Genomic DNA, 19,460 nt, shown 5'->3' with positions numbered 1-19,460 from the left:
AGTGCTAGAAGCCCTTATTAACTAAAGAACAGATTGGTTTCAAGCAAGAATTATCAGTTGTACCCCAAATTCGGCGCCAAATCCCGTTCCGCTTGCTCAACAGAAACCCCACGCCGCGCCGCATAGTCCTCGACCTGATCCTTGGCAATCTTCCCCACCGCAAAGTACTGCGCCTGCGGGTGGCTGAAGTAGAAACCGCTCACCGCAGCCGTGGGTAGCATGGCGTAGCCTTCGGTCAGGGTCATGCCGATGCTGTTGGCGTCCAGTACGCGGAACAGGTCGGTTTTGGTGGTGTGGTCCGGGCAGGCGGGGTAGCCGGGGGCGGGGCGGATGCCGGTGTATTTCTCGTCCGTCAGTTCATCCACGCTCAGGGTTTCGTCCGGTACGTAGCCCCAGATTTCCTTGCGGACCTTGCGGTGCATGTATTCGGCAAAGCCTTCGGCAAAGCGGTCGGCCAGGGCTTTCACCATGATGGCGCTGTAGTCGTCGTTGGCGTCTTCAAAGCGCTTCACGTGCGGTTCAATGTTCAGGCCGCCGGTCACGGCAAAGGCGCCAATGTAGTCGGTCTTGCCGCTCTCTTTGGGGGCAGTGAAGTCGGCCAGCGCCCAGTTGGGTTTGCCTGCGGCTTTGGCGTTTTGCTGGCGCAGGGTGTGCCAGGCCATCAGTTTTTCGCCGGTTTGTGGGTCGTAGACTTCAATATCGTCGCCGACGCTGTTGGCGGGCCACAGGCCGATCACGCCAGATGCGGTGATCCAGTTCTCGGCAATCATTTTGCTCAACATGGCTTGCGCATCGGCAAACAGCGCGCGGGCGGATTCGCCTACCACTTCGTCTTCCAGAATGCGCGGGTATTTGCCGAACAGTTCCCAGGCGTTGAAGAACGGGCTCCAGTCGATGATCGGGGCGATTTCAGAGAGCGGCACGTTTTCAAACTTCATCACGCCCAATTGTTTGGGTTTAGGCGGGTTGTAGTGCTGCCAGTCAATGATGGGCTTGAAGGCATTGGCGCGGGCGGTGGCCAGCGGCAGCAGCTTGCTGGCGCCCTTGTTGGCGTGAATGGTGCGGATATTCAGGTATTCATCGCGCACTTTGCCGACGTAATCGGGCTTGAGTTCGTCACTCAACAGGCTGGAACACACGCCCACGGCACGGCTGGCGTCGGGTACGTAAATCACGTTGCCGCTGGGGTAATTGGGTTCGATCTTGACCGCTGTGTGTACCTTGGAAGTGGTCGCGCCGCCGATCAGCAGCGGTACGTTGAATTCCTGGCGCTCCATTTCTTTGGCGACGTGCGCCATTTCTTCCAGGCTCGGCGTGATCAGGCCAGACAGGCCAATGATGTCCGCGCCAATCTCTTTGGCGGTATCCAGGATCTTCTGGGCCGGCACCATCACGCCCAGGTCGGTCACCTGATAGTTGTTACAGCGCAGCACCACGCCGACGATGTTCTTGCCGATGTCGTGTACGTCGCCCTTGACCGTCGCCATGACAATCTTGCCCTTGGCCGGTGCGTCGGCCAGACCCATGGCAATTTTTTCTTCTTCGATAAACGGTTCCAGGTGGGCCACGGCGGCTTTCATCACGCGGGCGGATTTCACCACCTGCGGCAAGAACATCTTGCCCGCGCCAAACAGATCGCCGACGTGGTTCATGCCGTTCATAAGCTGGTTTTCGATCACGTGGATCGGGCGTTCAGCGGCCTGACGGGCTTCTTCGGTGTCTTCCACGATGAAGGTGGTAATGCCTTTCACCAGTGCGTGGGTAATGCGCTCTTGCAGCGGCAGGTTACGCCAGCTCAGGTCTTCACCCTTGGCGGCGTTGGCGTCGCCCTTGAAGGCTTCGGCCAGTGCGATCAAGGCTTCGGTGGCGGCCAGCGGGTCCGGGTTGCCGGTGTCGCGCATCAACACCACGTCTTCAATGCGGTCGCGCAGGTCTTTCGGTACTTCTTCGTACACTTCCAGCGCGCCGGCGTTGACGATCCCCATCGTCATGCCCTGGCTGATGGCGTGGTACAGGAACACGGCGTGGATCGCCTCGCGCACCTTGTTGTTGCCGCGGAAGCTGAAAGACACGTTGGAGACACCGCCAGAAATCTTGGCGTAGGGCAGGTGTTGTTTGATCCAGCCAGTGGCCTCGATGAAGTCCAGACCGTAGCGGGCGTGTTCTTCAATGCCGGTGGCAATGGCAAAGATATTGGGGTCGAAGATGATGTCTTCGGGCGGGTAGCCCACTTCGTCCACCAGAATGCGGTAGCTCTTCTCGCAGATTTCAATCTTGCGGGCAAAGGTGTCGGCCTGGCCGACTTCGTCAAACGCCATGACGATCACCGCCGCGCCGTAACGGCGCAATAACCGGGCCTGTTCGACAAACTTCTCGCGGCCTTCCTTCATGCTGATGGAGTTGACGATGGGCTTGCCCTGAATGCATTTCAGGCCAGCTTCAATCACGTCCCACTTGGAGCTATCAACCATGATGGGCACGCGGCTGATATCGGGCTCGGCGGCGACCAGGTTCAGGAACGTCACCATGGCTTTGTGGGCGTCCAGCATGCCCTCGTCCATGTTGATGTCGATGACCTGCGCGCCGGCTTCTACCTGCTGGCGGGCCACTTCCAGCGCGGCGGGGTAATCGCCGTTCAGGATCAGGCGGGCAAAGGCTTTGGAGCCGGTGACGTTGGTGCGCTCGCCCACGTTCACAAACAGGTCTTTGTCGCCAATGTTGAAGGGCTCAAGACCAGAGAGACGGCACTTCTTTTCAATATCCGGCAGTGCGCGCGGCGGCAGGTCCTTCACGGCCTGATAAATGGCGGCGATGTGATCCGGCGTGGTGCCACAGCAACCACCAATGATGTTCACCAGACCATGCTCGGCCCATTCCTGGACCTGGCCGGCCATGGTAGCCGGGTCCAGATCGTAGCCGCCAAAGGCGTTGGGCAGGCCGGCGTTGGGGTGAACCGAGACAAAGGTCTCGGAAATCCGCGCCATTTCTTCCACGTACTGGCGCAGCAAATCCGGGCCCAGCGCGCAGTTCAGACCAAAGGTCAGCGGTTCGGCGTGGCGCAGGCTGTTGTAGAAGGCCTCGGTGGTCTGGCCGGTGAGGGTACGGCCGGACTGATCGGTAATCGTGCCGGAGATCATCACCGGCAGGCGCTCGGTGTCCGGGTGATGGTCAAAATAGGTGTGGATGGCGAAGACGGCGGCCTTGGCATTCAACGTGTCGAACACGGTTTCGACCAGCAACAGGTCCGCGCCACCCTTCACCAGACCGTCGATGGCTTCGGTGTAGCTTTCTACCAGTTCATCAAATGTCACGTTACGGTAGCCGGGGTCGTTTACATCCGGGCTGATGGTGGCGGTGCGGTTGGTCGGGCCAAGCACGCCAGCACAATAACGGGGCTTGTTGGGTGTTTTGGCGGTCTGCGCCACGCACAACTCTTTCACCAGTTTGGCGGCGGCGTGGTTCATCTCCCACACCAATTCTTCCATGCCGTAGTCAGCCATGGCAATGCGTGTGCCGTTAAAGCTGTTGGTCTCGATGATGTCGGCACCGGCATCCAGATAGGCCTGGTGGATTTCGCGGATCACCTGCGGGCGGCTGAGCACCAGCAAATCGTTATTGCCCTTGAGGTCGCTCGGCCAGTCGGCAAAGCGCTCGCCGCGGTAGTCTGCTTCTTGCAGTTCGTAGCGCTGAATCATGGTGCCCATACCGCCATCCAGGATCAGGATGCGTTGGTTGAGCTGGTGTTGCAGGTCGGCGCGACGAGTCATTGGCTTGATTCTCAACAAGTTATGGCAAAACGAATCTTCAATTTTAACATGAGGGCGGGGGGTAAAACCCAAAGCCTGTTGTCCATGTGTAGCTTGAAGATGGCATGAGGGTAAAGATTTTGGCTTGCGGGGCGGGCCCGCACGGCGCATAACAGAAAATTACCGCTGCAATTGCAAATGTCATCAAGGACGTCACATGCCAGAACAGACGCTCGCCGGGCAGGTTGCCCTGGTGACCGGCATCGCCAACCAGAACTCCATTGCCTACGGTGTCGCCAGGGCGCTCAAGGCGCGCGGCGCAGAGCTGGTCCTCACTTACCTGAACGCACGCACCCGGGATTTTGTCGCGCCGCTGCTTGAAGAACTGCAACCCGCGCTGTTCCTGGAATGTGATGTGCAAAAGGCCGGGCAATTAGAGGCCGTGTTTGCCGAGATTGATGGTCGCTTTGGCAAGCTGGACATCGGCATCCACTCCATTGCCTTTGCCCCGATGGACGACTTGCATGGCCGCATTGTCGATACCTCACGCGAGGGGTTCTTGCAGGCCATGGATATCTCCTGTCATTCCTTTGTACGTTTGTCGGCGCTGGCTGAGCCCTTGATGAAAACGGGCGGCACCCTCATCACCATGAGTTATTACGGTGCAGAAAAAGTGGTGCCCAACTATGGCGTGATGGGGCCGGTGAAGGCCGCGCTGGAATCCACCGTGCGTTATATGGCCAATGAACTGGGGCAGAAAAAAATCCGCGTGCATGCGGTGTCCCCCGGCCCGGTGCGTACGCGCGCGGCTGGCGGCATCCGTGAGTTTGACTTGCTGATTGATGAAGCTGCCCGCCGTGCGCCGCTGGGCGAACTGATCGACATTGATGACGTGGGTGCGGCGGCCGCCTTTTTGTGCGAACCACAAGCGCGCCGTTTAACCGGAACAACGCTGTACGTCGATGGCGGCATGCACGTCCTGGCATAAAGCTTGCCTGCGTCACAGTCCCCACAGAACGACAAAATACAAGCAGTACCAAGGAGAAACGAACATGAAAGCCCAAGCCATCCGGTTTGATCAGACCGGCGACGCATCCGTACTGCGTTATACCGATATCGATATCCCCGAACCCGGCCCTGGTGAAGTGCGTTTGCGCCACTCCGCTGTGGGTGTGAACTTCATTGATACCTATCATCGCAGTGGTTTGTACGCCGTGCCGCTGCCCTCTGGCATTGGCCAGGAAGCCGCCGGCGTGATCGAAGCACTGGGCGAGGGCGTGACCGAATTCAAAGTGGGCGACCGTGCCGCCTACGCCGGCGGGCCGATTGGCTCGTACTCTTCCCACCGCAACATTGCCGCCGCGCGTCTTGTGCCCGTGCCGGATGCCGTACCTGACGAAATTGCGGCCGGCACGTTGTTGCGTGGTATGACGGCGCAATATCTGCTCAAACGCACCTTCAAGGTAGAATCCGGGATGACGGTGCTGATTCATGCCGCTGCCGGCGGCGTGGGCCAGATTGCCACGCAGTGGGCGCGGGCGCTGGGCGCAAAGGTGATCGGCACGGTGGGTTCTGCCGCCAAGGCCAAACTGGTCGCCCCGTTTTGCGATCACGTGATTGATTACACGCAGGGCAATTTTGCCGAACAAGTGCGTACGCTGACCGATGGCAAAGGCGTGCCGGTGGTATACGACGGCGTAGGCGCCGCCACCTTCAATGGTTCTATCGATAGCCTGGCGCTGCGCGGCATGCTGGTCAGCTTTGGCAATGCCTCCGGCCCGGTGCCGCCGTTCTCGCCCGCGCTGTTGTCGCAAAAAGGTTCGCTATTCCTTACTCGGCCCACTCTGGGTCATTACACCGCAACCCGTGAGGAATTACTGGCCACAGCCGCAGATTATTTCTCTGTGGTTGCCAATGGTACGGTCAAAGCGGAAGTCCACCAGCGCTATGCGCTGGCCGATGCCGCCAAAGCGCACCGTGATCTGGAAGGCCGCAATACCACCGGTTCCATCATCCTGTTGCCTTGACCCGTCCTGTGAGCGCCGCCATGGTCCATCTTATGTATCTGCACGGGTTTTTATCGAGTCCGTTTTCCCACAAAGCCAATGAAACCGCCGTCTGGATGGCTGAACATGGGTACTCGGATTATTTTCATTGTCCCCAAATTCCCATGGAACCCTATGAGGCCGTCACGGAAATTCGCCTGGCCATCGACAAATTGCATGGCGAACCGGTGTGCTTTATCGGCAGCTCGCTCGGCGGCTACTTTGCCACCTGGGCGGTAGAAGAGTTTGGCGGCAAGGCGGTGCTGGTCAATCCGGCCGTACATCCGTATGTGCTGATCAACCAGTATGTCGGGGCCCAACGCAATTACCAGACGGGCGAGATTCATCAAATCGACGCCGTGTTTGGCGAGCATCTGAAAACATTCGAGCGTACGATCAGCGACCCCGAGCGCTACTGGCTCATGGTGCAGACCGGCGACGAAACACTGGATTACCGTGAGGCTGTCCAGAAATATGCGGGCAGCGCACAAACCGTCATTGAAGGCGGTGATCATTCGTTCCAGCGGTATGGCGATTACCTGCCGCAAATCTGGAACTTCGCTCAAGGAGAAAGCTAGTTATGCCTACGCCACAGCGCGGCATTTTGCCTGTTGCGTCCTCTCACGCAATTTTCCTCACCCTGCGCCGCCGTCTGGGTCGGCGGGGTGATCCGGCCCTGCGCACCTTGTTGGGGCATGTGCCGGAACGGATTGAAACCCTGGCTGCCGGTAACAAGGATGCGGCCATCAGCGCGGTGCTGGCGATTGGTAGCGATTGCTGGCAAGAAATCTTTGAAACCGGCCGCCCGGCTGCCTTGCGGCCGTTTCCACGTATTGCCGGCGCCATCCACCCCGCACCCGCCACGGATGGTGATCTGCTGCTGCATATTCGCGGCGAGCGTTACGATCTGATCTTTGAATTTGCCGATCATCTGGCCGTACAACTGGGCGACTGGTTTGAGGTCGTTGAATCGATCAGTGGTTTTCGTTACCGCGACAAGCGCGATCTGACCGGCTTTGTTGATGGCACGGAGAACCCGGAAGGCGATGACAACCGCATTGCGGCGGCGGTGGTCGGTGAAGAAGATGCCGAGTGGGCAGGCGGCAGCTACCTGCACGTGCAGCGTTATGTGCACCGGCTGGAGCAATGGACCAAGCTGCCGGTCAAGCAGCAAGAAGCCATCATGGGCCGTACCAAGGCGCACAACGAGGAGATGGATGACGAGCACAAGCCACGCACATCCCACATCGCCCGGGTGGTGATTGAAGAAAACGGTGAAGAACTGGAAATGCTGCGGCATTCCTTACCGTATGGCACGCCTGCCGGTGACCGGGGTCTGCTGTTTGCCTCTTACGGGCGCACGCCGGATGTTTTTGAAAAAATGCTGACCCGCATGGTGGCCCCCACGTTTGATGGCCGGGTCGATCACATGCTCAATTACACCCGCGCGGTGACCGGCACGGCGTACTTTGCGCCCAGCCGGGAAAAACTGGTGGGCTTGATGAGCGGCAAGTGACGTCGCGGTGGCGCAGGGTGGATTCGCGTAGCAATCCACCTTGCTGCGGTGGATTGTCACTTCGTTCCGAATCCACCCTACTCACTGGGTGCGTGACTCCAACAAAAAGCCCGACATACCGTCGGGCTTTTTCGTATACCGCTGGCAGAAACCAGCGAAGTTAACTGCGCAACATCTGCATCAGCACGTTGTATTGATGCGAAAGCTCGCTATCCGCGCTGCGTTGGGCCTCAATGGTGCGGCAGGCATGCAGTACGGTGGTGTGATCACGCCCGCCAAAAGCATCGCCAATGGCCGGCAAGGACATCGGCGTCAGTTCCTTGGTCAGGGCCATGGCAATCTGGCGCGGTCGGGCAATGTCGCGGGTGCGCTTTTTGGAGTGCATGTCCGCGACCTTGATCTTGTAAAAGTCAGCCACGGTTTTCTGGATGTTCTCCACCGTGATCTGGCGATTGCCGGAGGCCAGAATGTCACGCAGTGCTTCTTTGGCCGCTTCCAGCGTCAGCGCCTGATTGGTAAAGCGCGCATAGGCCAGCACCCGTTTGAGCGCGCCTTCCAGCTCTCGCACGTTGGAGCGGATGTGCTTGGCGATAAAGAACGCCACCGTCGAGTCCAGTTTGAAGTTCTCGCGCTCGGCTTTCATCATCAAAATCGCCACGCGCATTTCCAGTTCTGGCGGCTCAATCGCCACCGTCAGGCCCCAGGAGAAGCGCGATACCAGCCGGTCTTGCAGGCCGTCGATCTCTTTCGGGTAGCGGTCAGAGGTGATAATGATTTGCTTGTGGCCTTCCACCAGGGCGTTGAAGGCGTAGAAGAATTCTTCCTGCGTTTTGTCTTTGCCGACAAAGAACTGGATATCGTCGATCAGCAAGAGATCGAGCGAATGGTAATAGCGTTTGAACTCGTCAAACGACTTGTGCTGATACGCCCGCACCACATCGGCCACGTATTTCTCGGCGTGGATATACCGGATTTTGGCGGACGGATTACGTTGATGCACCGCATTGCCAATCGCCTGGATCAAGTGCGTCTTGCCCAGACCGACACCGCCATAAACAAACAACGGGTTGTAACTCACGCCCGGGTTCTCGGCCACTTGCTGTGCGGCGGCACGAGCGAGCTGGTTGGCTTTACCGGTGACCAGCGTTTCAAAGGTAAACGCGGGATTCAGCCGTGTGGTTTCGTGATGGGTAGAGCCGCCCTGAATCGGGGGCACCGGGCGCACGCTGGGGGCCGGTGCCGGAAAGGTGGCCACGCTGGCGGGCTGATTGCTGGCGGAGGGCGTGGGCACCGGGCGCGCAGGGGCGGCCGATGGCGGCGGTGCCTTGCGGGCGGCGTTACCCACCTTGAGCGCAATGGCCGGTACGCCGCCTTCAAAAAACGAACTGGCGGATTCTTCAATCACGCCCAGATAACGGTCACGGATGAACTGCAGGAAAATCTGGTTGGGGACGATCAGGTTCAAACTATCGCCGCTGACCTCTGCCACCAGGGGCTTGATCCAGATACGGAACTGGTCGGCCCCAAGGCGGGACTCCAGTTCGGTCAGGCAGTGAGACCAGCAGTTTTCCAGTGCGGACATGACGACTCTAAGTTGTAAGCCCTGCGATCTGGTCTACCCACCGCAGCAAAAACGCGCCGCGCAATGTGGCGGACGGGTAAGCCTGCCTGGGTAAAGCCTGGTTCGGACTGATTTTTGTGGATCGACCGGATTCTACGCTCAACAGGGCGACTTATCCACAGGCATACTGGGGCGCGCTTGTCTTTTTGTGTTGACAATTGAATGGCTTAACTGTGTAATTGATGGTTTACTCCAGTTTTTTTGCAGAGACTACATCATGAAGCGTACTTTCCAGCCTTCCGTTATCAAGCGCAAACGCAATCACGGCTTTCGCGCCCGCATGGCAACCCGTGGTGGCCGCGCAGTGCTGCGCGCTCGTCGCGCTCAAGGCCGCGCCAAGCTGTCCGCCTGATTTTGAGCGGGTGCGTCCAGTATGTCGGGCGCCGCAAGATACCGCTTTACGCGGGCTCAGCGCTTACTGAAAACGGATGAATTCTCATCCGTTTTTAGTTTGCGCAATGCAGTGAGCAATGTGCATTTTCAGGTGCTGGCCCGTCCTAACGCGCTACCCCAGGCCCGGCTCGGCCTTGTGGTAGGCAAACGGACCGACAACCGGGCCGTGGTGCGCAATTACATCAAGCGCACAATCCGGGAAACTTTCCGCCTTCACGCCCAGTCTCTGGCAGGGCTTGATCTGGTGGTGCGTTCGCGCCAGGCTTTTGGCCGCAAAGAACGTGTCGCTGTGCGGGAAGAACTGCAAGATCTGTTCGCACGGATCCGCCGCAGATGTCCCGTCTGATCATCCTTTTACTGCAAATCTACCGCTACACGCTGAGTCCGTTGCTGGGCGCACGCTGTCGTTACACCCCCAGTTGCTCACAATATGCGATTGAAGCCATCGGCAGATATGGCGCGGTGAAAGGCGGGTGGCTTACAATGCGCCGTCTTGCCCGTTGCCATCCGTGGGGTGGGCATGGTCACGACCCTGTTCCTTGAACGGGTTTGCAGCAAAAACGCAGTCATTCCAGACACACGCCGTGCGCTGGCCTGGCTACACCGTAACAGGCACCTGGTGCCGGCGCAGTGCCAATAAACACCGCACCGGACCGTGATTCGAGTACACGATGGATATCCGCAGACTGATTCTGTTCATCGCGATTTCGTTTGGCATTCTCTTCTTCTGGCAGAAGTGGATGGACAAACGCTATCCGCAAGCCCAGACCACCGCGCAAACCGCGACCGCTTCTGGCACTGCTGCTGCGCCTGGCGCCGCTGGCGCTGCACCGCAAGATGCCGCTGCACTTGCCAAGGGCCAACGCATCAAGGTCACCACTGACCTCTTTGCCGCCGAGATCGACACCAACGGTGGCGACCTGCGTCAACTGCAATTGCTCAAGCACGGTGCCCAGGGCGATACCACCCAGCCGTTCACGCTGCTGCAAGATAGCGGCGCACATACCTACGTGGCGCAAACCGGCCTGATCGGTAACGGTCTGCCGACGCACAAGAGCACGTTTACCTCCTCCCAGGCCGCCTATGCCCTGGCGGACGGTCAGAACAAGGTGGAAGTGCGCCTGGATGCCACCGGCCCGGATGGCGTGAAGGTCACCAAGATTTACACCTTCACCCGCGGCAGCTACGTCATCAATGTGGGTTACGACATCACCAACGGCAGCACCAAGCCGCTGGCGACTTCGGCCTATTTCCGCCTGCTGCGTGATGGCAAGCCGGCGGACCAGAGCACCGGCCCGAGCATGTTTGGTGGCGCGCATACCTTCACTGGCCCGGCCGTGTATACGGAAGAAGGCAAGTTCCAGAAGGTGGACTTCTCCAAGATCGACAAGGGTGAAGCCAGCTACACACAAAGCGCCAAGGACGGCTGGGTTGCCATGATCCAGCATTACTTTGCCAGCGCGTGGATCATGTCGCCGCTGGATCAGCCGTCTGCATGTGGCGCCGCTGCGTGCCGCTACGAGCTGAAAAAGCTGCCGGATGGTCTGTACTCCGCAGGCGCAATCATCGATCTGCCGGCGATTCCGGCGGGTGGCAAGAAAGACGTGACCGTTGAGCTGTATGCCGGTCCGCAAGAAACCGCCATCATCGATCACATTGCTCCGGGTTTTGATCTGATCAAGGACTACGGCATTTTCACCGTGTTCTCCAAGCCAATCTTCTGGCTGCTGGATCATATCCACAAGGTTGTCGGCAACTGGGGCTGGTCCATCATCATCCTGACCATGCTGATCAAGGCGCTGTTCTACCCGCTGGCCTCCAAGAGCTATCGCTCCATGGCCAAGATGCGCAAGCTGGCGCCGCGTCTGGAACAGCTGAAAGAACGTCATGGCGACGACCGCATGAAGTTCCAGCAGGCCACGATGGAGCTGTACAAGACCGAGAAGGTCAACCCGCTGGGTGGCTGCCTGCCGATGCTGGTGCAGATTCCGATCTTCATCTCGCTGTACTGGGCGCTGCTGGCTGCGGTTGAATTGCGTCAGGCACCGTGGATTCTGTGGATTCACGATCTGTCGGTGAAAGACCCGTACTATGTGCTGCCGGTGCTGATGACCGTCTCCATGTACGTGCAGACGCTGCTTTCCCCGCCGCCGCCGGACCCCATGCAAGCCAAGATGATGAAGATCATGCCGCTGATTTTCAGTGTGTTCTTCTTCTTCTTCCCGGCCGGTCTGGTGATTTACTGGGTTGTGAACAACGTGCTGTCGATTACACAGCAGTGGTACATCACCCACTCCATCAACAAGGCCGACAAAACCAGCGCCGCCTGACGGGCGCGCCGGGCAAAAAACAGCCACCCCATGGGGTGGCTGTTTTGTTTTGAACCGCTGTCGCGAAACGCAATACTGGTCTGGTCTTAACCCCGCACCAGCGCACGGTAGGTGGTGATTTGCCGATAGACCTGGCCTGGCCGCAGGATGACTTCCTCGGCGGATGGCATGTTGATCTGATCCGGGAAAGCCTGGGTTTCCAGGCACACACCATCATGCGCATGGTAAGCCCGGCGGCCCTGCGTGCCTTCCAGAAAGTTGCCGGTATAGACCTGGATACCGCGCTCGGTGGTCGCGGTGATCAGTTCGCGCCCGCTGGATGGGTCAAACAGCGTAGCCACGTCACGCAACTGGCCGGGCTCGCCGTCTGGCACATAGCAATGATCAAAACCACGGGCGATCGCCAGTTGCGGATGCGCCGTGGTGAAACGCTCGCCCAATGCCGCAGCCTGGCGCAAGTCAAACGGTGTGCCCTCTACCGGCATGACGCCGACAGGTATGGACTCCGCATCAATCGCCAGTATGTTGCTGGCATGCACTTGCAACTGATGTTCACGGATACCCGTACTGCCGCCGCCGGCCAGGTTGAAATACGCGTGGTTGGTCAGATTGACTGGTGTAGGCGCATCGGTACGCGCGGCATAGGTCAGGGTCAGCGTGCCATTGTCGGCCAGATGGTAATCCAGCCACACTTGCAGATTGCCCGGAAAGCCGGCCGCACCAGCGGGCGAATGCAATTGCAATTGCAGCGTGTCGCCCAGAATCTGCCCTTGCCAGCGTTGGGTATGAAAACCCGCCGTGCCGCCGTGCAAAAGATTGGCGCCTTCATTGGCAGCCAGTGCGTAGCGCTGGCCATCAATGGTGCAACTGGCGCCCTTGATGCGGTTGGCCCAGCGACCTGCAATAGAGCCAAAAAAACCGGCGCCTGAAAGATAACCCGCCGCGTCAGGATGCCCCAGCACGATATCTGCCATGTTGCCGGCACGGTCCGGCGTAAACCAGGACACCAGCGACGCGCCGATATCCGTGATCAGCACGCGCATACCGTGCTGGTTTTCCAGGGTGAAAAGCGTAGCGCCGTGGTCCCACGGTGCAGATTGAATCGACATGAAAGCCCCAGCTAGAACGAAAACCTGGCGCATCGCCAGCAAGCCGCAAATTATGCTGGAACCATTTAGCCGGGCAAAGCCGTTCATATGGAGCGACCTGCCCGATAGCTGGATGGATCAGTCTTTCTTGTGAACGCGCGGCCATAACAAGCGCGGCGCAGCAATGCCCAGGGTGAGCGAGAGCACGACCATGGCAGCGCGGGTGGCATTGATGCCGGCATCGACCAGCCAGGCCTCGCTGGCGGTGGTATTGACGCTCTGCGCGGTCGCCAGGTGCAGCAATGCCTGTACGGCGTGGTACATCGACACGCCCGGCACCATGGGAATGGCGGCGCTGATGGCATAAATGACGCTGATGCGGCCACTTTGCCGCGCCCACCCTTGTGCCAGAAAACCGACCAGCAGCGCAGCCAGCAGCGTGGCGCTGACCAGATCGATACCCCAGTGGATCAGTGCAAAGCGGCTGGCATGGCCGATCACGGCGAGCGTGCAGCAGGCGGGTAACGCGCGCACCGGCACATTGAACAACATGGCGAACCCAAGCGCGGCGACGGCCGCCCACAATTCGTTGAGCAGGGCGATCAGCGTCATGATCCGGTGATCCTGAGTGCCAGGCTCATGCCAATGGCAATGCCAAGGATGAATACCACACTGGTGGTGAGCCGCACATTGCCATTGAGATAGTTGCCGGTCAGCAAATCCGCCGTGCCATTGATCAGGGGTACGCCGGGGATGAGGAACAGCACGCAGGCCGCCAGTGCGGCATCTGGAGTGAGCGTGAGCGGTCGCGCCAGGCCGGTGATGAGGGTGGCGACAAAGGCGGCGGCCGTCGCAAAGATCAGCGGCTGAAAATGCCGCTGCGCCAGCCATTGTCGCAAGGCTATGCCGCAGGTACTGGCGATGCTGGTCAGGCCAATGGCGGCGACATCCCCGCCAAACAGCGCGGCAAACCCGCCACAGGCCAGCCCGACCATGATGGCGACCTGCCACGCCGGCCATGCCCGTGGCCGGGCCGCGGTTTCATGAAGCAAACAGCGAAACCGGGGGTGATCCAGCTGCCCGGTTTCCAGCGCGTGGACGATGTCTTCAAGATGGGTGAGCGCATCAAAATTGATACCCATATGCGGGGCTTTGCGCAGGGCGGTTTCGCGTTCGCCATCCGCTTCAACCGTCAGGCCCAGGTTGAGCGACGAGACAACCGTATCGGCACGCTGCCCACCCAGCGCCACCGCTACGCGCTGCATGATCTCACTGGTGCGCGCGGTATCGCCGCCGCAACTATGGGCAATGAGCCCGGCGTGGAGTGCCGTGTCAGTCAGCGCGGCCAGGTGGACGGGTTGGGGGGATACAGAGTCAGTGGTCATGCCTCCATTCTAGAGGCCGTGACCGGGGCTCTTTGTTGTCGCCGCACAAGCCGCCAGCCCAGCAATACCGCCAATAACACGGCAAATATCAAGGGCTGTGTGATATCCCGTTTGACCAGCCACCAGTAATGCAGCACACCCAGGATGGCGATCAGGTAAATGAGTTTGTGCAAGCGGCCCCAGTTGCGCTTGAGTCGCCGCATCATTTTGTCGGTGGACGTCACCGCGAGCGGAATCAGCAATACAAACGCCAGGAAGCCCACTGTGATGAAGGGGCGCTTGATGATGTCCTTGATGATGGCCTGGAAATCAAAAAAGTGATCCAGCACCAGCCAGGTCAGAAAATGCAGGCAGACATAAAAGAACGCATACAAGCCCAGCATGCGCCGAAACCGGATCAGCTCATTGCGGCCGGTGATCTGGCGCAATGGCGTAATGCTGAGGGTGAGCAGCAAAAAAATCAGCGTCCAGGTACCGGTCTGATGGGTGATGAATTCAATGGGGTTCACCGCGCTGACCGCCAGCCAGGCGGTACGGGCCAGCGGGATCAGGCAGAGGATGAACACGACTGTTTTCAGGCGCTTGATGGCTACAGCGGACATGGCTAATTCCGTAAAAAGTCGACAGATAAGGTTTGGTCGCGCAAGCGCTTCGTCTATGACAGGGCCAGACCGGTATAATTACGCGTTTTCACGTCTTCTGGATGAACAACATGCCTGTCAGTGCCCTCTTGCCTGCGCACCGCATCGTGGTGAAGGTGGGTTCGAGCCTTGTCACCAACGAAGGTCGCGGTCTGGATCACACCGCGCTGGCCCGCTGGGCGGCAGAGATCGCCAAGCTTGCGGCCATGGGCAAACAGGTCGTGCTGGTTTCATCCGGCGCAGTGGCTGAAGGCGTGGCCCGCCTGGGCTGGAAAGAAAAACCCACCGCCATTCATGAAAAACAAGCCGCCGCCGCCGTCGGCCAGATGGGGTTGTGCCAGGCCTATGAAAGCGCCTTTCGTGCACATGGTCTGAAAACCGCCCAGGTCTTGCTTACCCATGAAGACATGGCCGACCGCACCCGTTACCTCAATGCCCGCACCACGCTGTTGACGCTGTTGGCGCTGGGTGTGATTCCCATCATCAACGAGAACGACACCGTGGTGACCGCCGAAATCAAGTTTGGCGATAACGATACCCTGGGCGCGCTGGTCACCAATCTGGTGGAAGGCGAAGCGCTGGTGATTCTGACTGATCAACAAGGTTTGTACACGGCCGATCCGCGTAAAGACGCCTCTGCCACGTTGATCCAGGAAGCACGGGCGGGTGATGTGGCGCTGGAAGCCATGGCTGGCGGTGCGGGTTCCAGCGTGGGCACGGGCGGCATGTATACCAAGGTGATTGCCGCCAAGCGCGCTGCGCGCAGTGGCGCGGCCACCATCATTGCCAGCGGGCGCGAGCCGGATGTACTGACCCGGTTGGCTGCCGGTGAAGCCATTGGTACCCAGTTGATTGCCGAGAAAACACCGCTGGCCGCGCGCAAGCAGTGGATCGCCGCGCACCTGCAGGTCAAAGGCCGCCTGGTGGTCGATGAGGGTGCCCGCCGTGCGCTGGCGGAAAAGGGTTCCAGTCTGCTGCCGATTGGTGTGATCGCCGTCGAGGGCGAGTTCTCACGCGGTGATATGGTCAGTTGTATCAATGCGGAGGGCGTGGAGCTGGCGCGGGGTCTGGTGAACTACCCGGCCAGTGACGCCCGCCGCATCATGCGTCAGCCCACCAGCCAGATTGAAGCACTGCTGGGTTATCTGGAGGAGCCGGAACTGATCCACCGGGATAACCTGGTGCTGCTGTAATCCGTGTGGGGCGACCAAAAAAAGGGGCTGATTCGTCAGCCCCTTTTTTATGCTCTGGCGGTTTACTTGCTGCCCTGCCCGCTGCCCGCATGACATGCCGGACATCCTGCGGTGTTTTGCGACGAGGTGGTCGCACCCAGCGAAGATTTCATGTCTTTGATCGACATCGGGTCACGGAAACTGCACAGCGCTTCATACAACGGCGCCTGGTAGGTGTTGTAACCCTTTTCCTGGATGCGTTCCCAAGCGCGATTCAGCGGTGCCCAGACCGGGTTGTCGCTATTGGCGTAGTAATAAGAACGAGTCTGGGCGGTATCGCAATCCATGCCTTCGTACACGTAGTTGTACTTGCCGTTGCGCAACGGAATACCCACGGCATAACGCACCAGCTTGTCCTTGTCACCGACCGACAAACTGTCTTCAGAGACAACAAAGTGGACATTGCCCCAGGCATAGTTATTACGGATGGGCGCCCAGGCGTTCAGCGTGGCCAGATCGGGTGGCGTGAAACTTTGCTCGGCCGGGGTGGGCAGCTTGTCTTTGAAGAAGTTGGTGATGCTATATTCGTGCTTTGCATCGCCATCATCCAGCGTGTTGTTGGAACGTGCATCCGGGTTCTGGCCGTTGGCCTCGGCATACACGTGACTGGCCACGCACAGCAACAGGCACGCGGCGGGGATCAGGCATTTCAAGTTCTCGCTCCTCTGGACGGGGTGGCGCAAGCCTCTGGCCGCGCCGCTTACAACCCGCCAATCATACGCTGATCCAGACCAGCCAGCGGCGCGCATGTGTAAATTCTCTGTGCCTGTCTGCCCACATGGTGATCGGCAAAGTGGGCATTTGAGGCGTAAAATCTGCGGTTTGTCTTGTTTCAAGATTCTCTAGAGAACCTGCCGCCTATGGATGCCGATCTTGTCATTGATCTGTCTGGACTCAATTGCCCGCTACCCATCTTGCGCACCAAAAAAGCACTCGCCAATTTACAGAGCGGCCAGACCGTGCACGTGACCTGCACCGACCCGGCCACGCCCAAAGATTTTGAAGCGTTCTGCAAGCAAACCGGCAACCCGCTGCTCGATAGCACCGCTGCCGCGGACAAGTTTGTATTCGTGATCCAGAAACGCTGACCCACACTGACGACACCATGACCCAGACCATTACCCTGACCCGCCCCGACGACTGGCATTTGCACCTGCGCGATGACGCGTTGATGGCGGCCGTGCTGCCGCACACCGCGCGTGAGTTTGCCCGTGCGATTGTCATGCCCAATCTCAAGCCACCGGTAACGACCACCGCACTGGCGGCCGCCTACCGTGACCGCATCCTGGCGGCCTTGCCGACCGGCATGGCGTTTGAACCGCTGATGACACTGTACCTGACGGATCGCACCGATCCGGCGGAAGTAGCCCGCGCCAGGGCATCCGGCTTTGTACACGGGATCAAGCTATATCCGGCGGGCGCGACCACCAATTCGGATAGCGGCGTGACCGGGCTGGACAAAGTCATGCCGGCGCTGGAAAAAATGGCTGAGCTGGGCCTGCCGTTGCTGGTCCACGGCGAAGTGACCGATCCGGATATCGACGTGTTTGATCGGGAAGCAGTCTTTATCGATACCATCCTGGCGCCATTGCTGGTGCGCCTGCCGCAATTGCGCGTGGTGCTGGAACACATCACCACTCGCCAGGCCGCCACCTTTGTGGCCGCCGCACCCGATAACGTGGCCGCCACCGTGACGGCGCATCACCTGTTAATGAACCGCAATGCCATGTTTACCGGTGGCATTCGCCCGCATCACTACTGTTTGCCTGTGCTCAAGCGCGAACAACATCGCCAGGCACTGGTTCAGGCCGTGACCAGCGGCTCAAGCAAGTTCTTCCTGGGGACGGACAGCGCGCCCCATGCCCGCCACACCAAAGAGGCCGCTTGTGGCTGCGCCGGCATGTATACCGCCCACGCTGCGCTGCCGCTGTATGCAGAAGTGTTTGACCGTGCTGGCGCGCTGGACAAACTGGAAGCCTTTGCCAGTTTCAACGGCCCGGATTTTTACCGTCTGCCGCGCAACACCGTCAAGGTCACGCTGACCCGCACGCCGTGGACTGTACCGGCCGAGTACCCGTTTGGCGGTCATACCGTGGTGCCGCTGCGCGCGGGCGAAGAGGTTCAGTGGACGCTGGTGGATTGATGCTGACCCACCGCAATGCCAGCAAGCCGGCCTGGATGGTGTTTGGAGTGGTCCTGATCGCGGCGGCAGCCTGGGGCTGGCCGTTGATTGACTCGCCGCGCTTTGAAAACCACTTCTTTGGACTGTTCTGGTATTCCATGTTGCTGCTGGGCGCGCTGTTCTGGGCGTTCCCGGCGGAGCAGCGGGTGCACGGTGGTGTGCTGGAACGGCGTATCTGCCTCCTGGGCCTCATTCCGGTGCGCACGCGCCATATTCCACTGAGCGCCTTTACCCGCGTGGTGCTGGATCAGGAACCCAACGTGATTGGTCCAGACAGCGTCTGGGTCTGCCTGGCTGACAATGGCGACGCCCGATTTGTGTTCTCTCACTACCGTGCCACGCGCCGTGGCGTAAACAAGGCCGTGCAGGAGGCCCGGCATCTGGCCGCCCGGGCCGGTCTGCCCTTTGTGGCCGAAACCCCCGAAACACCGGACTCTGCCGACGTTTGAGCGGTCTCATCGCGGCCAGGGAAACCGACCCGTGGGGAAAGGTGGGCGATGAATGTGTGTATAATCATCGCCGCGAAGCAAGCCAGACAGTCGCTGCCCGTTGCAAAACGGGGGGAGGAAAGTCCGGGCTCCGCAGGGCAGGATGCCGGCTAACGGCCGGGCGCCGTGAGGCGACGGAAAGTGCAACAGAGAGTAGACCGCCGATGGCCAGGTCAAACTGGCACAGGTAAGGGTGAAACGGTGCGGTAAGAGCGCACCAGCGTCCCGGGCAACCGGGCGGCTCGGTAAACCCCATCCGGAGCAAGACCAAGCAGCAGGCGTTGAGGCGGCCCGCCAAGCCTGCGGGTAGGTTGCATGAGCCCATTAGTAATGATGGGCCTAGAGGAATGGCTGTCAGGATGCGCGAGCATCTGTACAAAACCCGGCTTACCGGCTGGCTTCGCAACCTCTTTTTTGATGATGGAAAGCCACTGTTCCTTTTTGGGGATGGTGGCTTTTTGTTTTTTGGGGTATTGAGGGGAATGCCAGGGTTTTAGGGGGATTTGGAGCCCCGGCGCTGATCCACCAGGAACGTAGCCCGGATGAAGCGTTAGCGGGAATCCGGGGTGGCTGGTCTGGTTAATATTGTTGCAGGATTGTTAGCGCCTTGCGGCGCGGGTTTGAAAAGCATTGGATACCCGCGGTGGCGGGGGCACGTTACTTTCTTTGCTTCGCCAAAGAAAGTAACCAAAGAAAGGCGACCCCTGCGACAGCGCCCGCTACACGGGTTCCCTGCGCTTCTCGTGAGGGCCGGCTGGCTCCAGGGAACTCGCTACGCTCAAACACCCTTACG

The 19,460-nt window shown here is 59.5% G+C and carries 19 protein-coding genes and 1 other RNA gene; 13 read left to right on the top strand and 7 right to left on the bottom strand.

The window, feature by feature from the left end:
• Positions 1-53 precede the first annotated feature (53 nt).
• The gene (metH, locus tag HNQ50_RS12850; RefSeq protein WP_184101389.1) at positions 54-3,767 is read right to left on the bottom strand and encodes a methionine synthase; all 3,714 of its coding nucleotides are present in this window, start codon (positions 3,765-3,767) and stop codon (positions 54-56) included.
• 196 nt (positions 3,768-3,963) lie between these two features.
• On the opposite strand from metH, the gene fabI reads away from it, so the two are divergent.
• From fabI to HNQ50_RS12830, 4 genes are all read left to right on the top strand, one after another.
• Entirely contained in the window at positions 3,964-4,734 is a 771-nt protein-coding gene (gene fabI, locus HNQ50_RS12845; protein ID WP_184101381.1) for an enoyl-ACP reductase FabI, read from the top strand.
• A gap of 64 nt (positions 4,735-4,798) precedes the next feature.
• Positions 4,799-5,773, top strand: a complete 975-nt coding sequence (locus tag HNQ50_RS12840) for a quinone oxidoreductase family protein (RefSeq protein WP_184101379.1) — start codon at positions 4,799-4,801, stop codon at positions 5,771-5,773.
• Positions 5,774-5,793: 20 nt separating this feature from the next.
• Complete coding sequence (locus HNQ50_RS12835) at positions 5,794-6,369, top strand: YqiA/YcfP family alpha/beta fold hydrolase (protein ID WP_184101377.1); 576 nt, start codon at positions 5,794-5,796, stop codon at positions 6,367-6,369.
• A 2-nt stretch (positions 6,370-6,371) separates the two neighbouring features.
• Positions 6,372-7,307: a Dyp-type peroxidase gene (locus HNQ50_RS12830; protein ID WP_184101375.1), complete on the top strand. Its 936-nt coding sequence runs from the start codon at positions 6,372-6,374 to the stop codon at positions 7,305-7,307.
• Positions 7,308-7,467: 160 nt separating this feature from the next.
• On the opposite strand, the gene dnaA is transcribed toward HNQ50_RS12830, so the two are convergent.
• Positions 7,468-8,889 (bottom strand): chromosomal replication initiator protein DnaA, encoded by a 1,422-nt coding sequence (gene dnaA / locus HNQ50_RS12825; RefSeq protein WP_184101374.1) that lies wholly within the window; start codon positions 8,887-8,889, stop codon positions 7,468-7,470.
• Between the two features lie 256 nt (positions 8,890-9,145).
• Between dnaA and rpmH the strand changes: the two genes are divergently transcribed.
• The 4 genes from rpmH to yidC all read left to right on the top strand — a co-directional run bounded on the left by rpmH (position 9,146) and on the right by yidC (position 11,651).
• Positions 9,146-9,280 (top strand): 50S ribosomal protein L34, encoded by a 135-nt coding sequence (rpmH, locus tag HNQ50_RS12820; protein WP_184101372.1) that lies wholly within the window; start codon positions 9,146-9,148, stop codon positions 9,278-9,280.
• 21 nt (positions 9,281-9,301) lie between these two features.
• Positions 9,302-9,667 carry a ribonuclease P protein component gene (gene rnpA, locus HNQ50_RS12815; RefSeq protein WP_184101370.1) on the top strand — a complete coding sequence of 122 codons (366 nt, stop codon included), beginning with the start codon at positions 9,302-9,304 and terminating at the stop codon, positions 9,665-9,667.
• The gene (gene yidD / locus HNQ50_RS12810) at positions 9,655-9,864 is read left to right on the top strand and encodes a membrane protein insertion efficiency factor YidD (RefSeq protein ID WP_184101368.1); all 210 of its coding nucleotides are present in this window, start codon (positions 9,655-9,657) and stop codon (positions 9,862-9,864) included. The genes rnpA and yidD overlap by 13 nt, the downstream gene beginning before the upstream one ends.
• A gap of 128 nt (positions 9,865-9,992) precedes the next feature.
• Positions 9,993-11,651 (top strand): membrane protein insertase YidC, encoded by a 1,659-nt coding sequence (gene yidC, locus HNQ50_RS12805; protein ID WP_184101366.1) that lies wholly within the window; start codon positions 9,993-9,995, stop codon positions 11,649-11,651.
• Between the two features lie 86 nt (positions 11,652-11,737).
• Here the strand turns inward: yidC and HNQ50_RS12800 are convergent, their stop codons facing one another.
• From HNQ50_RS12800 to msrQ, 4 genes are all read right to left on the bottom strand, one after another.
• A complete protein-coding gene (locus HNQ50_RS12800; protein ID WP_184101364.1) occupies positions 11,738-12,760 on the bottom strand; it encodes an aldose epimerase family protein in 1,023 nt (340 codons plus the stop codon).
• A 117-nt stretch (positions 12,761-12,877) separates the two neighbouring features.
• On the bottom strand, positions 12,878-13,351 hold the full coding sequence (locus tag HNQ50_RS12795; protein WP_184101362.1) for a threonine/serine exporter family protein: 474 nt from the start codon (positions 13,349-13,351) through the stop codon (positions 12,878-12,880).
• Positions 13,348-14,124 carry a threonine/serine exporter family protein gene (locus HNQ50_RS12790; RefSeq protein WP_184101360.1) on the bottom strand — a complete coding sequence of 259 codons (777 nt, stop codon included), beginning with the start codon at positions 14,122-14,124 and terminating at the stop codon, positions 13,348-13,350. Before HNQ50_RS12790 ends, HNQ50_RS12795 begins: the two co-directional genes overlap by 4 nt.
• Positions 14,121-14,726, bottom strand: a complete 606-nt coding sequence (gene msrQ / locus HNQ50_RS12785; protein WP_184101358.1) for a protein-methionine-sulfoxide reductase heme-binding subunit MsrQ — start codon at positions 14,724-14,726, stop codon at positions 14,121-14,123. Before msrQ ends, HNQ50_RS12790 begins: the two co-directional genes overlap by 4 nt.
• Before the next feature lie 110 nt (positions 14,727-14,836).
• On the opposite strand from msrQ, the gene proB reads away from it, so the two are divergent.
• Positions 14,837-15,958 (top strand): glutamate 5-kinase, encoded by a 1,122-nt coding sequence (proB, locus tag HNQ50_RS12780; protein ID WP_373282233.1) that lies wholly within the window; start codon positions 14,837-14,839, stop codon positions 15,956-15,958.
• 62 nt (positions 15,959-16,020) lie between these two features.
• On the opposite strand, the gene HNQ50_RS12775 is transcribed toward proB, so the two are convergent.
• Entirely contained in the window at positions 16,021-16,650 is a 630-nt protein-coding gene (locus tag HNQ50_RS12775; RefSeq protein ID WP_184101354.1) for a CNP1-like family protein, read from the bottom strand.
• 207 nt (positions 16,651-16,857) lie between these two features.
• Here HNQ50_RS12775 and HNQ50_RS12770 point away from each other — a divergent pair, with 207 nt between their 5' ends.
• The 4 genes from HNQ50_RS12770 to rnpB all read left to right on the top strand — a co-directional run bounded on the left by HNQ50_RS12770 (position 16,858) and on the right by rnpB (position 19,073).
• Positions 16,858-17,085 (top strand): sulfurtransferase TusA family protein, encoded by a 228-nt coding sequence (locus HNQ50_RS12770; protein WP_184101352.1) that lies wholly within the window; start codon positions 16,858-16,860, stop codon positions 17,083-17,085.
• A 17-nt stretch (positions 17,086-17,102) separates the two neighbouring features.
• Positions 17,103-18,140, top strand: coding sequence for a dihydroorotase (gene pyrC, locus HNQ50_RS12765; RefSeq protein WP_184101350.1), 1,038 nt, complete (start codon positions 17,103-17,105; stop codon positions 18,138-18,140).
• Positions 18,140-18,628, top strand: coding sequence for a hypothetical protein (locus HNQ50_RS12760; protein ID WP_184101349.1), 489 nt, complete (start codon positions 18,140-18,142; stop codon positions 18,626-18,628). Before pyrC ends, HNQ50_RS12760 begins: the two co-directional genes overlap by 1 nt.
• Positions 18,629-18,702: 74 nt before the next feature.
• An RNA gene (rnpB, locus tag HNQ50_RS12755) (RNase P RNA component class A) lies at positions 18,703-19,073 on the top strand.
• The last annotated feature ends 387 nt before the right edge of the window (positions 19,074-19,460 follow it).

Source organism: Silvimonas terrae (assembly GCF_014202765.1).
GTDB lineage: Bacteria > Pseudomonadota > Gammaproteobacteria > Burkholderiales > Chitinibacteraceae > Silvimonas > Silvimonas terrae.
Note: the sequence above shows the minus strand (reverse complement) of the source record. Positions and strands in the feature narration are given on the sequence as shown.

Coding starts and splice junctions, on each gene's coding strand:
- metH (WP_184101389.1), bottom strand. CDS start 3,767: ATGACTCGTCGCGCCGACCTGCAACACCAGCTCAACCAACGCATCCTG.
- fabI (WP_184101381.1), top strand. CDS start 3,964: ATGCCAGAACAGACGCTCGCCGGGCAGGTTGCCCTGGTGACCGGCATC.
- HNQ50_RS12840 (WP_184101379.1), top strand. CDS start 4,799: ATGAAAGCCCAAGCCATCCGGTTTGATCAGACCGGCGACGCATCCGTA.
- HNQ50_RS12835 (WP_184101377.1), top strand. CDS start 5,794: ATGGTCCATCTTATGTATCTGCACGGGTTTTTATCGAGTCCGTTTTCC.
- HNQ50_RS12830 (WP_184101375.1), top strand. CDS start 6,372: ATGCCTACGCCACAGCGCGGCATTTTGCCTGTTGCGTCCTCTCACGCA.
- dnaA (WP_184101374.1), bottom strand. CDS start 8,889: ATGTCCGCACTGGAAAACTGCTGGTCTCACTGCCTGACCGAACTGGAG.
- rpmH (WP_184101372.1), top strand. CDS start 9,146: ATGAAGCGTACTTTCCAGCCTTCCGTTATCAAGCGCAAACGCAATCAC.
- rnpA (WP_184101370.1), top strand. CDS start 9,302: ATGTCGGGCGCCGCAAGATACCGCTTTACGCGGGCTCAGCGCTTACTG.
- yidD (WP_184101368.1), top strand. CDS start 9,655: ATGTCCCGTCTGATCATCCTTTTACTGCAAATCTACCGCTACACGCTG.
- yidC (WP_184101366.1), top strand. CDS start 9,993: ATGGATATCCGCAGACTGATTCTGTTCATCGCGATTTCGTTTGGCATT.
- HNQ50_RS12800 (WP_184101364.1), bottom strand. CDS start 12,760: ATGTCGATTCAATCTGCACCGTGGGACCACGGCGCTACGCTTTTCACC.
- HNQ50_RS12795 (WP_184101362.1), bottom strand. CDS start 13,351: ATGACGCTGATCGCCCTGCTCAACGAATTGTGGGCGGCCGTCGCCGCG.
- HNQ50_RS12790 (WP_184101360.1), bottom strand. CDS start 14,124: ATGACCACTGACTCTGTATCCCCCCAACCCGTCCACCTGGCCGCGCTG.
- msrQ (WP_184101358.1), bottom strand. CDS start 14,726: ATGTCCGCTGTAGCCATCAAGCGCCTGAAAACAGTCGTGTTCATCCTC.
- proB (WP_373282233.1), top strand. CDS start 14,837: ATGCCTGTCAGTGCCCTCTTGCCTGCGCACCGCATCGTGGTGAAGGTG.
- HNQ50_RS12770 (WP_184101352.1), top strand. CDS start 16,858: ATGGATGCCGATCTTGTCATTGATCTGTCTGGACTCAATTGCCCGCTA.
- pyrC (WP_184101350.1), top strand. CDS start 17,103: ATGACCCAGACCATTACCCTGACCCGCCCCGACGACTGGCATTTGCAC.
- HNQ50_RS12760 (WP_184101349.1), top strand. CDS start 18,140: ATGCTGACCCACCGCAATGCCAGCAAGCCGGCCTGGATGGTGTTTGGA.